The sequence below is a fragment of the Stenotrophomonas sp. DR822 genome (assembly GCF_019793815.1).
GTDB lineage: Bacteria > Pseudomonadota > Gammaproteobacteria > Xanthomonadales > Xanthomonadaceae > Stenotrophomonas > Stenotrophomonas indicatrix.
The window spans coordinates 3,977,620-3,991,861 of the sequence record NZ_CP081826.1; the positions used below are offsets into that span (position 1 = coordinate 3,977,620).

A 14,242-nucleotide genomic window follows, 5' to 3' on the forward strand; every position below is an offset into this window, starting at 1 on the left:
CGACGCCTCAGCGAACCGGTAGCGGCACTACGCTGTCTTCCACACAGGCGAGCAGCTGTTCGCCCGGCGCCAGTACAGGCACCACACCGGCGGTGAATGCCGAGAATGCCGGCAGGATGGTCACGCCCTGGCGCAGCCAGAACGCGGGGAAGCGCCGACGCAGTGCCGGCAACGCAACCTGCGGATGCACATGGCCCGCCAGCACGTGCGCGGAGGCATCGGCCAGCGGCTCGTGCCGCAGCAGGAACGGGCCCCATCGCGCGTCGTCATGCATCTGCACCTGCAGCGCCGCCTTCGGCAGATCCCGGTCGTGATTGCCGCGCACCACGTGGATCTCCAGCGCGGCGTGATGTTCGCGCCAGCCGAGCCATTGCTGATACCAGGCCGCGCGATGCGCCGGGCCGTGCAGGACGTCGCCGAGGATCCACAGCTGTTGGCACCGGTGCGTGGCCACCAGGTCCTGCAGGCGCTGCAGGTCATTGCCGGTGCCGCCCGACGGCAGGGCGATTCCCGCACGCCGGAACACGTCCGCCTTGCCCAGGTGCAGGTCGGCGATCAACAACGCGCGCTGCGCCGGCCACAGCAGCGCCCGGCCGCCGAGCAGAAGCATCGACTCACCTCCCAGCTGCAGCGGAAGATCAGCGGCCATGGCGGCGCTCCAGCTGCTGCGCGGCACGCTGCACGCGCGTGCGCCAGTCTTCATTGCTGAACTGCCCACGCAGGCGTTCGGCCCACAGCGGAAACGCCAGTGGGGTCAGCGACGATGGCTGCTGCAGCGACAACGAACGTGTGGCGATGCGTGCCAGCACCTGCTGCAACCCTGGCAGGTCCAGGCTGTCGTGCAGTACTTCCTGCTCGGCCAATGCCAGCAGCAGATGCCCCGGGTCGTGCTCGCGCAGCACGTCATGCAGCAGTCCGGCGGAGGCCTGCAGCTGGCGCAGCGAGCGCGGCATGCCACCCGGCAGGCTGGGTACCAGCAGGCCCGCCACGCGCGCGATGCCGCGGAACTGGCGGCGCGCCAGCTCGCCCAGGTTCACCGCTTCGCGCAGGTCCTGCAGCAGGTCGCCAGCATCCAGCATTGCCCGCCAGTCTGGTTCCTGCAGATCCACCGGCGTGGCCGGAGCGAGCACCAGGCCATGGTCATTCACTGCATAGCCGATGCTGTTGCGCTGCCGACGGGTGCAGCGCAGGGCCAGCAGCGCGGCCAGCGCTTCGTGCACATGGCGGCCGGCAAAGGGATAGACGAACAGGAACTGGCCTTCGCGTCGGCGCACGTCTTCCACCAGCAGGTGGTTGGGCGATGGCGGCGCAGACAGGTGCGACTGCAATGCAAGGAGTGGCGCAAGCCACCGCGACTCCGCGCTCTGGTCGGCGCCTGACAGCACCTTTTCCAGTTCGCGGCCCAGCGGCATCGACAGTGGCAGCTGTCCGCCCTGCCAGCGCGGAACCACGCCATCACCACCACCGCGCGCCACGCGCACGAACGCGGTCATGTCGCGCAGCTGCACCAGCTCCAGCAGCCGCCCTGCAAACTGGAAACGGTCGCCGCGGCGCAGGCGGCTGGCGAACTGCTCTTCCACCGCGCCCAGGCTGCCGCCACGCAGGAACTGCACGCGTACGCTGCCGTCGCTGCTGATGGTGCCGATCGACAGCCGATGGCGCAGCGCCTGGCGGCGATCGGGCATGCGGTACATGCCGTCGGCATCGCGTACCACCTTGTGGAACTCCGGGTACCGGGACAATGCACGTCCGCCCTGCACGATGAAATCGATCACCGCATTCCACTGTGCGTCCTCCAGCGCGGCGAAGGCATGCGTGCCACGGACCTGTTCCAGCAGTGCATCGGCGTTGAAGCCGCCCGCCAGCGCGCGGCTGACGGCGTGCTGGGCCAATACGTCCAGCGACAACGTGGGAGGACGTCGCGCTTCGATCACCCCGTCATGCAACGCGTGCCGGGCCGCCGCGTACTCGGCCAGTTCCAACGCATGGCTGGGGATGCACAGTAACTGGCCGCTGGCACCGGGGCGATGGCGTGCACGCCCGGCGCGCTGGCGCAGGCGCGCCACGCCCTTCGGGCTGCCCAGCTGCAGCACCTGGTCCACTTCCGGAAAGTCCACGCCCAGATCCAGGCTGGAGGTGGCCACTACGCATCGCAGCGTGCCCGCACGCAGTCCGTCCTCAACCTGCTGTCGCAGCGTGGGATCCAATGATCCATGGTGCAGGGCGAGCGTGCTGGCATCTTCCGGCCATACGGCTGCGAGGGCCTGGTGCCACAGCTCCGCCTGCGCACGGGTATTGGTGAAAAGCAGGCTGCTGCGTGCACGGAACAGCGCGTCGAGCACGCGCGGAAGCTGGGAGAGGCCAAGATGCCCGGCCCATGGAAAGCGTTCGCCGGGTTCGGGCAACAGGCTGCGGATCGTCACCGGCCGCTGCCGAGCACCTTCCACGATCGTTGCCTGTGGACGGTGTGGCAGCAGTACGTCGCGTGCCTGTGGCAGGTTGCCCAATGTGGCCGACAGCCCCCACAGCTGCATCGCCGGGGCTGCCTCACGCAGCAGCGCCAGATTCAACTGCAGCAGCACGCCGCGCTTGTTGCCCAGCAGTTCGTGCCATTCGTCCACCACCACGCAGCGCAGTTGGCGCATGCGCTCAAGGGTATCGGGATAGCTGAGCAGCAGCGCCAGCGACTCCGGCGTGGTGACCAGCACGTCGATGCGACCTTCGCGGGCCAGGCGCCGGTCGCGGTTGCTGGCATCGCCGCTGCGCAGCCCCACGCGCCAGCCCAGGCCAAGGCCGTCGATCGGTGCCTGCAGCGCACGTGCGGTATCGCTGGCCAGCGCACGCAGCGGCGTTACCCACAGCACCTGCAGCGGGCGTACCGCGCTGGCGCGACGCGGTGCGGGGGGCGGGTCGAGCATCGCCTGCAACAAGGGGCCGCCGAACATGGCAAGGGTCTTGCCGCTGCCGGTGGGCGTGTGCAGCAGGCCAGATTCGCCCGCCAGGTAATGACGCCACATGGCGTGCTGGAAGGGCAGGGGGCGCCAGCCGCGGCTGCCGAACCATGCGTGCAGGCGCTGCAGCGCATCGCTGCGCTTCATCGCGCCAGCGCCTGCAACTGGGCCAGGTGGTCGGCTTCGGCAGCCGGCTTGTCGTGGCGCCAGCGCAGGATGCGTGGAAAGCGTACGGCGATGCCGGACTTGTGGCGCGCGCTGCGGTTGACTGCTTCGAAACCAAGTTCGAACACCTGTTCAGCACTTACGCTGCGCACCGGGCCGAAGCGTTCACGCGTGTGCGCGCGGATCCAGCGGTCGAGGGCGAGGATTTCCTTGTCGTCCAGACCGGAATAGGCCTTGGCCACTGGAACCAGTGTCTCGCCGTCCCAGACGCCAAAGGTGTAGTCGGTGTACAGCGTGCTGCGCCGACCATGGCCTGCCTGCGCGTACAGCAACACCGCATCGATCGTGAGCGGTTCGACTTTCCACTTCCACCAGTCGCCGCGGCGTCGCCCGGACTGGTAGGCCGAATCACGACGCTTGAGCATCAGGCCTTCCACGCCGCGCTCGCGCGATGCCTCGCGCAGCTGCGCGGCATGCTGCCAATCGTCGGCAGCTACCTCGGGCGATAGCTGGATGCGCGGATCGCCGAGCGCACCGACCACCTCGGCCAACTGCACGCGTCGCTGCTGCAGCGGCAGCGCACGCAGGTCCTCCCCGTCGCGCTCAAGCAGATCGTAGGCGAGCACGCGTACCGGCGTATTGCGCAGGGTCGCCGCTCCCGGTTTGCGGCGCTGGATGCGCGTCTGCAGCGCGGTGAATGCTCGCGGAAGATTGTCGGCGTCGTCCCATGCCAGCAGCTCGCCATCGAGCACGCAGCCATCTGGCAGCGATGCTGCCGCCTGTTCGATCTCCGGGAAGCGACCGTCCAGCCGTTCTTCGCCGCGCGACCACAATGCCACCTCACCCTGGCGCCGCAGCAACTGCAGGCGGATGCCATCCCACTTCCATTCCAGCAGCCAGTGGCTGATGTCGTCCAGCCGCTCGGTGGGCTCGCCCTCCAGCGGCGAAGCGAGGAAGAACGGGTAGGGCTGCTGACGATCGGTCGGCAGTTCTCCGGCAGACAGCAAGGTGGTAAGCAGGCCGGGGGAGGGCACCCAGTCGCCGAGCATGCGTTGGGCGATGCGGGCGATATCCAGCCCGGACCACTCGGCCAATGCCTGCTGCACCACGCGCTGCGATACGCCAACGCGCAGGGCGCCGGTCAGCAGCTTGTTGAAGACCAGGCGTTCGGCCGATGCCAGCTGTCGCCAGCCGTCGACCACGGCGGCACGACGCACCGGCTCCGGCTGGTTGGCAACGGCAAGCAGGTGCTGTTCGATCCAATCGGCCAGAGGCCGATCCTCGGCTTCGGTGGCCGGATCATCCAGCAGCAGGGTGAGTGTTTCAGCAAGGTCGCCGACCTGCGCGTAGCTGTCTTCGACCAGCCAGGGTGGCAGGCCGGATTCGTCGGCGATCCACGCCCGCAATTCGCCGCTGCCGGCAATCTTCCGCCGCGCGCCGCCCACTTTGCCGCCGCTGAGCAGGTACAGCGCCCACGCCGCATCGTGCGGACGTGCGTGCTGGAAGTAGTCGATCAACGCCGCGCGCTTGTCCAGCGTCGCCGTGCTGCGATCCAGCCGCTGGTACAGCGCGGCGAAGGCCTTCATTCCTCGCCTCCGAAATCGGTGCGGAACGCTTCGGCGGCGACGCCGCGTTCGCGCAGGTACGGAATCAACGCATCGGTGTTGCCGTGGGTGGCAATGACCCGCTGCGCGCCGGTCTGGGTGATGGTCTGCAGCAGCGCTGGCCAATCGGCATGGTCGGAGATCACAAAGCCACGGTCGACGTTGCGCCGGCGGCGGTTGCCGCGCAACTGCATCCAGCCCGAGGCGAAACCGAGCTGGTGACGGCCGAACCGGCGCAGCCACGGCGTACCGGCGGCCGAGGGCGGGGCCAGGATCAGCTGGCCGGCCGCATCGGGCTGACGCCCCTGTTCGGCAACGGTGAGCGTGTCGAGCATGGGCACACCGGCCTGGCGATAGACGGCCACGCCGTTGGCGATGGCGCCATGCAGCCAGGCGGGCTGGTCATCCACCGCACGCAGCTCGGCAAGCACGCGTTGCGCCTTGCCCAGCGCATAGCAGAGCAGCACTGCCGCTTCGCCCCGCTGCGCGCACTCGCGGCGCCAGGCGGCGATCTCGGCCGCCACGGCACGGGTATCGGGCCAGCGGTAGATCGGCAGCGCAAAGGTCGCCTCGGTGATGAAGGTATCGCAGGGCACCACTTCGAATGCAGTGCAGGTGGGGTCCGGCTGGCGCTTGTAGTCGCCCGACGCCACCCAGACCTGCTCACCATCGTCGATGCGCACCTGCGACGAGCCGAGCACGTGGCCGGCCGGATGCAGCGATACCTGCACCCGGCCCAGCGCGAACGGCACGCCCTCGGCATGCGCGTGCAGCGGCACATCGCCCAGACGCCAGCGCAGGATCGGCACGCTGCCGGTGCTGCAGTGGTACTCGCCCATGCCCGGACGCGCATGGTCGCCATGGCCATGGGTGATGACCGCGCGCGGTACCGGCCGCCAGGGATCGATATGGAAATCGCCTGCCGCGCAGTACAGCCCTTCCGGCCGCAGTACTACCAGATCGTCGTTGCCTGCCATGCCGTCACTGTGGCGGTCCGGTCGTGCACGTGGCGAGAATCGGCCTGAACGCGGGGTTGCCGGGCGATACGGCACAATCGGACCGCACACCTCTTGCCGGCGGGGAAGGAACCGATGAGTGGACCGAGCTTCAACAGCAGCGCTCCCTACGAAACCCATGTGGTGCTCAACCAGCCGCCGCCGTTCGCCGGCCGGCAGCTGTGGACCGACGACATCGCATTGATGGAGGCCGTGCAGCGCGAAGGCGCGGCGGCGTTCGCACCGCGGCTGGCGGCGTACGGAGGGCTGGCTGGCGATACGCTGTACCGGCTGGGCTTCGATGCCAACCGCGATCGCCCGCGCCTGCGCACCCATGATGCGCAGGGGCATCGCATCGACACCGTGGAATTTCATCCGGCGTATCACCAGTTGATGCAGACGGCGAAGGAACATGGCGTTGCCGGGCTGTCCTGGCACGAGCCGCAGCCCGGCGCGCATGTCGCGCGCGCTGCACTGAGCTACCTGCACCACCAGGCCGAGGCCGGCACCAGCTGCCCGTTGACCATGACCCACGCCGCGGTAGCCGTGCTGCGCGGGCAGCCGCATCTGGCCGAGTGGTCGCGCAAGGCTGCCGCACCGGTATACGACCCGCGCGATGTGCCAGTGGCCGACAAGGCCGGCATCACCCTGGGCATGGGCATGACCGAGAAGCAGGGCGGTTCGGATGTGCGCGCCAACACCACCCGCGCTGAACCCATCGACGGCGAGCGCTATCGGCTGATCGGCCACAAATGGTTTTTCTCCGCTCCGATGTGCGATGGCTTCCTGGTACTGGCACAGGCGCCGGCCGGATTGACCTGCCTGCTGATGCCACGGCGCCTTGCCGACGGCGACCGCAATGCGTTCCGCCTGATGCGCTTGAAGGACAAGCTGGGCGACTGGGCCAACGCATCCAGCGAAGTGGAGTTCTGTGGCGCACAGGCCTGGCGGGTGGGCGAGGAGGGACGCGGGGTGGCCACCATCATCGGCATGGTGATGATGACACGGCTGGACTGCATGCTCGGCGCTGCGGCGGAAATGCGCATGGCGCTGGCGCAGGCGCTGCATCACGCGCGGCATCGACGCACCTTCGGCAAGCCACTGATGGACCATCCGCTGATGGGCAACGTGCTGGCCGATCTGGCGCTGGAATCGGAAGCGGCAACGGTGCTGGCGATGCGCATCGCGCGCGCGGTCGATCGCGCTGGCAGCGATCCGGCCGAGGCCGCGCTCGCGCGGCTGGGTACGGCCTTGGGCAAGTACTGGATATGCAAGCGCGCACCTGCGTTCGTCAACGAAGCGCAGGAATGCCTGGGTGGTGCCGGCTACGTGGAGGAATCGATGTTGCCGCGGCTGTACCGGCAGGCACCGTTGAATTCGATCTGGGAAGGCAGCGGCAACATCCAGTGCCTGGATGTGCTGCGCGCGCTGGCGCGCGAGCCGGAGGTGCTGGCGGCGCTGCACGGTGAACTGGAGGCGGTGGCCGATCGTGATGCGCGTTATGCGTCGGCACTGCAGCAGTGGCGCGATGCGGCGGCGCCGGAGGAGGCACAGGCACGGGTGTTCTGCGAACGCACTGCCTTGCTGCTGCAGGCGGCGCTGTTGCTGCGTGCCCGCAGTCCGATGGCCGAAGCGTTCATCCGCAGCCGGCTGCACGGCGAGCATGGGTTGGCATTCGGCACGCTGCCGGCGGGGTTGGATGTGGCGGCGATGCTGGCGCGTGCGCTGCCGTAGGTGACGGCCAACGGCGAAGCCCCTCGTGGTGGGCGCTGCTGGAGCGCGGCCTTGGACGGTTTCCGTGCGCGCCCAGCACGGAATCAACAGGAGAAGCGAAAAGCAGAAAAGCCGCGGCGATGCCGCGGCTTTTCCGGTAGCGCCGGGCGATGCCCGACGAACGCGAGGGCCTTAGTGCTTGGCTTCTTCCTTGGCGGCAGTGGCCTTGGCGTCGTCGGCCACATCGCGGGCCTTGTCTGCAACCTTCTGCGCGGCATCGGCCGTGGCGTCGCTGGCGTGGGCGGCGGCATCGGTGGCTGCGACCTTGGCCTTGTCGGCGGCGGTGGCGGTCGCGGCTGCGGCGCTGTCCAGGGCCTGCTGGGTATCGGCGGCAGCCTGTTCAGAGGCGGCGGCGGTCTTGTCGGCAGCGTCGCGGGTGGCGGCAGCGGCCTTGTCGACGGCATCGCGCGCGGCGACACCGGCGCTGTCGGCGGCCTGCGCGGCATCCTGCTTGGCCTGTTCGGCTTCCGGGCCCTTGCAGGCAGCCAGTGCGAGCAGCAGGGAGGCGGCCAGCAGGGTAGTGGTCAGCGGACGGATCTTCATGGCGGTCTCCGGTACTGCAATGGATGGGGACGCCAGCCTATTCATACCGTTGTGAAGACCTGGTGGTGACCTGCGCACGGAACTGCGCGCAAAGAAAAAGCCGCTGGCGAACCAGCGGCTTTTTCAGAACAGCTTGAAGAAAGAAGTTATTACTTCTTGGCTTCTTCAGCAGCGTCCTTGGCCTGCTCAGCGGTAGCTTCGGCAGCCTTGGCGGCGTCCTTGGCTTCGCCAGCAGCGGCGTCGGTGGCAGCGCCAGCAGCCTGGGCAGCGGCGTCGACCGAAGCGTCAGCAGCGGTGGCGGCGGTGTCAGCGGCCTGCTGGGCAGCGTCGGCGGTCTGGGCGCCAGCAGCGGCGGCCTGGTCGGCAGCAGCCTGGGCTTCGGTGGCGGCCTGGTTGGCCGAAGCAGCGGCGTCCTGGGCAGCTTCCTGCTTCGAGCAGGCGGCCAGGGCCAGAGCCAGGGACATCGCGACCAGCAGCTTGTTGATGCTCATTGTGTAAATCCTCGTCGTTAGAATTAGGCAACGCGCATGCTGCGCGCCGACAACATGATGACAAGCCAAGATTGGGTGTCAAGCGATCCCGCATTCATTTTTGCGAAATAGTCGTTAAACCCTTTCAGATCAATTCGATGGCGATAGCCGTCGCTTCGCCGCCGCCGATGCACAAGGTGGCAATGCCGCGCTTGCCGCCGCGCGTGCGCAATGCGTTGACCAGGGTGACCACCAGGCGTGCGCCGGAGGCGCCGATCGGATGGCCCAGCGCGCAGGCACCGCCATTCACGTTGAGCTTGTCGTGCGGGATGCCCAGTTCGCGCATCGGTGCCATCGCCACCACGGCGAAGGCCTCGTTGACTTCGAACAGATCGACCTGGCCCAGCGTCCAGCCGGTCTTCTCCAGCAGGGTGTGGATGGCACCGATCGGAGCGGTGGTGAACCACTCCGGCTCCTGCGAATGGGTGGCATGGCCGACGATGCGCGCCAGCGGCCGCAGGCCGCGTGCGGCAGCATCTTCTTCGGTCAGCAGGACCACGGCGGCAGCGCCGTCGGAGATGCTGGAGGAACTGGCGGCGGTCACGCTGCCGTCCTTCTTGAAGGCCGGGCGCAGGGTCGGGATCTTGGCAATGTCCGAACGGCCGGGCTGTTCGTCGCTGGAGACCTCGACTTCACCCTTGCGGGTGGCGACCTTCACCGCAACGATCTCGTCGGCGAAGGCGCCGTTGGCCTGGGCTGCCTGTGCGCGCTTGACCGATTCGATGGAGTAGGCGTCCTGCTCTTCGCGGGTGAACTGGTACTTGTCCACGGCGCATTCGGCGAACTCGCCCATGGCCTTGCCGTCATAGGCATTGACCAGGCCGTCGTGGGCCATGTGGTCCACCGCCTGGAAGTTGCCGAAACGGTTGCCGGTGCGTGAATTGGGCAGCAGGTGCGGCGCGTTGGACATCGACTCCATGCCGCCGGCGACCACGACCTTGGCCGAACCGGCCTTGATCAGGTCATGCCCGAGCATGATGGCCTTCATGCCCGAACCGCAGACCTTGTTGAGGGTGGTGGCGCCGACCGACAGCGGAATACCGGCGGCGATCGCTGCCTGGCGGGCAGGGGCCTGGCCGAGATTGGCCGGCAGCACGCAGCCCATCAGGACTTCGGAGACGTCGCTGGCAGGCACGCCCGACTGTTCCAGCGCGGCGGCGATGGCGGCCGCGCCGAGGGTCGGGGTCGGAACCCCGTTGAACTGGCCGAGGAAGGAGCCGATGGCGGTGCGCTTGGCGGCGGCGATGACGATGTTGGACATGGCAATCTCGTTGATGCGTGAGCAATGTTCGGAAAGGAGACGACGGGCGTTGGATACGGCGCCGTTTCCCGGCAGACTGCGTGGGGGTCGGCCCAGTATAGAGGGTCGGCGAAGACTGCCGCTGGGCAGTACTGGATGCCTGCCCGGATGGCGGCAGGCCAACGTTCATGGGAAGGAAACGATGGAACGTAAGACGATGGGAAGGTCGGTCCTGGCATCGGCGCTGGCGGTGGCGCTGTCGGCGTGCGGCGGTGGAGGCGGCGGCGGCAACGTGCGCATCGACCCGCCCCCGACCACGCCGCCAGTCACGCCCCCGGTTACCCCGCCGCCCGCTGCCAGACCGCTGGAGCCGGCCGTGGATGCGCATCTGGCACAGACCAACGCGCGTGCCGCACAGGCCACTGGCGCGACCGGCCGCGGCGTGCGTATCGGCATCGTCGATTCGGGCGTGCTGCGCAGTGCCGAGGCGCTGAACGGGCGGGTGGTGGCCAACCTCAACTACATCGACCCGAGCCGCAACAACCTCAACGTCGATGACGTGCTCGGCCATGGCACGGCCGTTGCCAGCCTGGCGGCCGGTGTACCGGTGGGGGTCTGGCCAGGCGGCATCGCACAGGGGGCGGAGATCGTCTCGGCACGCATCATTTCCGACACCACGCCCAAGGATGACGGCAGTGGCCGGGGCAATTCCTTCAGCGGCACGCTGGGCGTGGCCGGGGTCCACCAGGACCTGATCAACTACGGCGTGAAGGTGATGAACAATTCCTGGGGCGGCCTGTACTGGACCGACCTCGGCACCACCGCGCAGGTCGCGGGCGAATACCGCCCTTTCATCATCAATCACGGTGGCCTGGTGGTGTTCGCCGCAGGCAACGAAGGGCGCGACCAGCCCAGCAGCGTGGCCGCGCTGCCCAGCCAGCGTGGCTTCGGCGGATCGCTGCCGGCAGCGGATCTGGAAAAAGGCTGGCTGGTAGCTACTGCGATCGATCCGAACAAGCCCGGTGAACGTGCGCCGTGGGCCAATGCCTGTGGCGACGCCGCGCGCTATTGCCTGACCGCTCCCGGCAGCGCGGTGTTCCCGGAGCCGGGTACCGGCAAGTACCTGTGGAACTACGGTACGTCCTTCGCCGCGCCGCTGATCTCCGGTGCTGCTGCACTCGTCTGGCAGCGCTACCCGTACTTCGACAACGACCTGGTGCGGCAGACCCTGCTCGGCACCGCCACCGACATCGGGGCGCCGGGCGTCGATCCCATCTACGGCTACGGCATGCTCAACGTCGGCAAGGCGGTGAACGGTCCCGGCCGCTTCGACTGGGGCGATGTCACGGTCAATGTCGACGCGGCCTCTTCGGGCTCGATCTGGAGCAACGACATCGCCGGCACTGGTGGCCTGATCAAGCGCGGCGATGGCCGGCTGGAGCTGAGCGGCAACAACAGTTACAGCGGTGCGACCCGCATCGAGCGCGGCAGCCTGGCCCTGCGCGGTGGCGCCGTGATCCGGTCCAATATCAGCGTTTCCGGTGCCGGCGGTGCCTCGATGGCCGGCCTGCAGTTCATGCCCGGCACGCCGCGGGTGATCGGCAACGTCGACAACGGCGCCAGCGTGGTGCTGGTCAACGCCAACACCACCGCGACCATCGAAGGCAATTACAGCCAGCGGCCGGATGCGCAGCTGATCGTCGCACTGGGTGTGAACGCGCTGCAGGTGACCGGCACCGCACGCCTGGCCGGTGGCGTGGTGGTCGATGGCATCGTGTCCGGCTACGTGCCGCAGGTCGGCAGCCGACAGGGCCTGGTCCATGCCAGCGGAGGCATCAACGGTACGTTCACCACGCCGGTGGCCAACACCGGCGCCAACGGCCTGACCCTGCTGCAGGCGCAGTACAGCTATGGCAGCAACGATGCGTGGATGGACCTGACCCAGGTCAACGTTTCGGCAGCCGCATCGGGCCTGGGCGCCAATGCACAGGCATCGGCACTGCGGGTGCAGTCGGCTTTCACCGCGCTGGACCGCAATGCGGATCTGCAGGGCTCGGCGTTCGGCATGGCCGCAGGCGCGCTGCAGCGTACGGCTGGCGGAACCGACGGCCTGTCGGCGAGCCTGGAGAGCCTGTCCGGACAAGCTCATGCACGCGCTGAAGCATCGACCTTCGACAGCGTGGACATGTCGCGCCGCGCGGTTGCCGAGCGCTTCGACCGCGTGCAGGCTGCACCGAAGCTGCGTGGCGCCTGGCAGAGCGCGCTGGGCGAAGCCGGGCAGGGCAGCTTTGCCGGCAACGCCGCCGACAGCCAGGGCTGGATGGCCGGCCAGGACATGGCACTGGGCAGCAACGGCCTGCTGGGCATGGCCTTTGGCGAGACCCGCAGCAACGGCGGCAGCAACTTCAGTGGTGATCGTGGGCGTGACCGCCAGGCGCAGGCGCAACTGTATGCCGGCTGGAACCTGGGGCGCGGCTATGCGCTGGCCCAGTTCGGCACCGGCCAGTTCACCCGGGAACTGGATCGCCAGTTGCTGCTGGGTGCCGGTGCCTACGGTGTGTCCGCGCGCTACGGCGGACGTTTCAGCAGTGCCAGCGTTGAAGGCGGCTACCGTTTCGGGCGCATTGGTGCGTCGTTGACCCCCTACCTGGGGGCCAGCAGCACCCGCCTGGATACCGATGGCTTCAGCGAGCAGGGCGGTTTCGGCTTCGGCCTGCGCGGTGAGGCGTCGCGTACACAGCGCAGCCAGATGCTGGCGGGCCTGCGGGGTGAGCGGCAGTGGGGGCGCTGGACGCTGCGCGGCCATGCCGAATGGCAGCAACGGCTGGATGGCGGTGATCAGGCCTGGCAAGCGAGTTTCGTCGGCGTTGATGCCTGGGCGCCGTTGGCCGGTGTTGACGCACCGCGTGGCAGTGCCTTGTTCGGCCTGGCGCTGGAATCGTGGTGGGGCCGCAATGGCCGCCTGAGCCTGGGCATCGACCAGCGCGTGGGTGGCGATGATGCACGTCAGGCGGCGCTGCGCTACAGCACCGGCTTCTGATCAGGGCGCCGGGCTTGCCCGGCGCGTTCATCCGGCGGTGCCGACCCACGGTCGGCACCGCCCGGTTGCCGAGGGCGGCGATCAGCCGCCGCGCAGGTTGCCCAGGCGCGGCGTGCTGCGGCCCAGCGGCATCTTCAGCTTGCCGATCGACAGGATGCGCGTTTCGGCGATCCGGTCAGCCGCGCGCTGCGGGGCAATGTTCTCGCGCTGCGACAGTTCGAAGATGCGCGTCAGGTTGTGGTAGATGCTGCGGATCAGCCGCATCGCGCGCTCGCGGTTGTAACCGTCGATTTCCAGCGACACGTTCATCACGCCACCAGCGTTGACCGCGTAGTCAGGCGCATACAGGATGCCGCGCGCATGCAGCTCGTCGCCGATCTCCAGGCTGGACAGCTGGTTGTTGGCGGTGCCACAGATGATCTTCGCCTTGATCCGCGGCAGCGTGTCGGCGTTGATCGCGCCTTCCAGCGCGCACGGCGCGAACACATCGGCGTTCACTTCGTGGATCTCGTCCGGCTTGACTGCCTCGGCGCCGAAATCGTTGACTGCACGATCCACCAGCGCGCTGTCCAGATCGGTGACATACAGCTTGGCGCCACGATCGCGCAGCAGCTTCACCAGTTCCATGCCGATATGGCCCAGGCCCTGCACCGCGATGCTGGTCTTGCCCACTTCCTCATGGCCGAACTTGAAGCGCATCGAGGCCATCAACGCCTGCAGCGCGCCATAGGCGGTGAACGGCGCCGGATCTCCCGAGCCGCCATGGACCTGGTGCACGCCCGTGACGAACTGGCTCTCCAGGTAGATGTTCTCCATGTCGTTGACGTCGGTGCCGACGTCCTCGGCCGTGATGTAGCGACCACCCAGCGAATCGACATAGCGGCCGAACGCGCGGAACAGCACCTCGGTCTTGTCGACCTTGGGGTCGCCGATGATCACCGCCTTGCCGCCACCGACATTGAGACCGGCCAGTGCATTCTTGTAGGTCATCGTGCGGCTCAACCGCAGCACATCGGCCAGCGCATCGTCGGTGCTGGCGTAGGGGCGCATGCGCACCCCGCCCAGGGCGGGGCCCAGGGTGGTGTTGTGGATGGCGATGATCGCCCGCAGGCCGGCATCCTGGTTGTGGCAGAACACCACCTGTTCGTGGCCGGTGGTTGCGAGGGTTTCGAATAGCATGGGGTCTCCGATGGCGCGATCTGCGGTGAACTGCGGCGAACTGCCAATGAACGGTAGGGTCCGAAAACAAAAAAAGCGACGTCGTCGGTACAGGGGGACGGGTCGCGCGGCGCCATTCTAGTCCATTCGCCCGGGATATGCCGTCGACGCCGGAGGCGCCCGGGTTAAAGAAGATGAAAGTGCGGCCGATGCTGCGACGACGGCAGGTCGCCGGATGTGATG

At 68.1% G+C, this 14,242-nt stretch carries 10 protein-coding genes; 2 read left to right on the forward strand and 8 right to left on the reverse strand.

Annotation, left to right across the window (positions count from 1 at the left end; translation table 11 throughout):
* Window positions 1–7: 7 nt before the first annotated feature.
* Genes pdeM through K5K93_RS18015 form a run of 4 tightly spaced genes read right to left on the reverse strand, consistent with a single transcriptional unit; the run spans window position 8 to window position 5,697 of the window.
* On the reverse strand, window positions 8–649 hold the full coding sequence (pdeM, locus tag K5K93_RS18000) for a ligase-associated DNA damage response endonuclease PdeM (RefSeq protein WP_222388596.1): 642 nt from the start codon (window positions 647–649) through the stop codon (window positions 8–10).
* Complete coding sequence (locus K5K93_RS18005; protein ID WP_222388597.1) at window positions 639–3,098, reverse strand: ligase-associated DNA damage response DEXH box helicase; 2,460 nt, start codon at window positions 3,096–3,098, stop codon at window positions 639–641. Before K5K93_RS18005 ends, pdeM begins: the two co-directional genes overlap by 11 nt.
* Window positions 3,095–4,702 (reverse strand): ATP-dependent DNA ligase, encoded by a 1,608-nt coding sequence (locus tag K5K93_RS18010; protein WP_222388598.1) that lies wholly within the window; start codon window positions 4,700–4,702, stop codon window positions 3,095–3,097. Before K5K93_RS18010 ends, K5K93_RS18005 begins: the two co-directional genes overlap by 4 nt.
* On the reverse strand, window positions 4,699–5,697 hold the full coding sequence (locus K5K93_RS18015) for a ligase-associated DNA damage response exonuclease (protein WP_033831729.1): 999 nt from the start codon (window positions 5,695–5,697) through the stop codon (window positions 4,699–4,701). Before K5K93_RS18015 ends, K5K93_RS18010 begins: the two co-directional genes overlap by 4 nt.
* A 114-nt stretch (window positions 5,698–5,811) precedes the next feature.
* Between K5K93_RS18015 and K5K93_RS18020 the strand changes: the two genes are divergently transcribed.
* Complete coding sequence (locus tag K5K93_RS18020; protein ID WP_222388599.1) at window positions 5,812–7,449, forward strand: acyl-CoA dehydrogenase family protein; 1,638 nt, start codon at window positions 5,812–5,814, stop codon at window positions 7,447–7,449.
* A gap of 171 nt (window positions 7,450–7,620) precedes the next feature.
* On the opposite strand, the gene K5K93_RS18025 is transcribed toward K5K93_RS18020, so the two are convergent.
* From K5K93_RS18025 to K5K93_RS18035, 3 genes are all read right to left on the reverse strand, one after another.
* The gene (locus tag K5K93_RS18025) at window positions 7,621–8,031 is read right to left on the reverse strand and encodes a hypothetical protein (protein WP_025879171.1); all 411 of its coding nucleotides are present in this window, start codon (window positions 8,029–8,031) and stop codon (window positions 7,621–7,623) included.
* 149 nt (window positions 8,032–8,180) lie between these two features.
* Window positions 8,181–8,522, reverse strand: a complete 342-nt coding sequence (locus K5K93_RS18030) for a hypothetical protein (protein ID WP_025879170.1) — start codon at window positions 8,520–8,522, stop codon at window positions 8,181–8,183.
* A 124-nt stretch (window positions 8,523–8,646) separates the two neighbouring features.
* Window positions 8,647–9,822, reverse strand: coding sequence for a thiolase family protein (locus tag K5K93_RS18035; protein ID WP_222388600.1), 1,176 nt, complete (start codon window positions 9,820–9,822; stop codon window positions 8,647–8,649).
* A gap of 181 nt (window positions 9,823–10,003) precedes the next feature.
* On the opposite strand from K5K93_RS18035, the gene K5K93_RS18040 reads away from it, so the two are divergent.
* Entirely contained in the window at window positions 10,004–12,841 is a 2,838-nt protein-coding gene (locus K5K93_RS18040) for an autotransporter serine protease (protein ID WP_222388601.1), read from the forward strand.
* Between the two features lie 81 nt (window positions 12,842–12,922).
* On the opposite strand, the gene K5K93_RS18045 is transcribed toward K5K93_RS18040, so the two are convergent.
* Entirely contained in the window at window positions 12,923–14,020 is a 1,098-nt protein-coding gene (locus K5K93_RS18045) for a Glu/Leu/Phe/Val dehydrogenase dimerization domain-containing protein (protein ID WP_093818602.1), read from the reverse strand.
* Window positions 14,021–14,242: the final 222 nt, after the last annotated feature.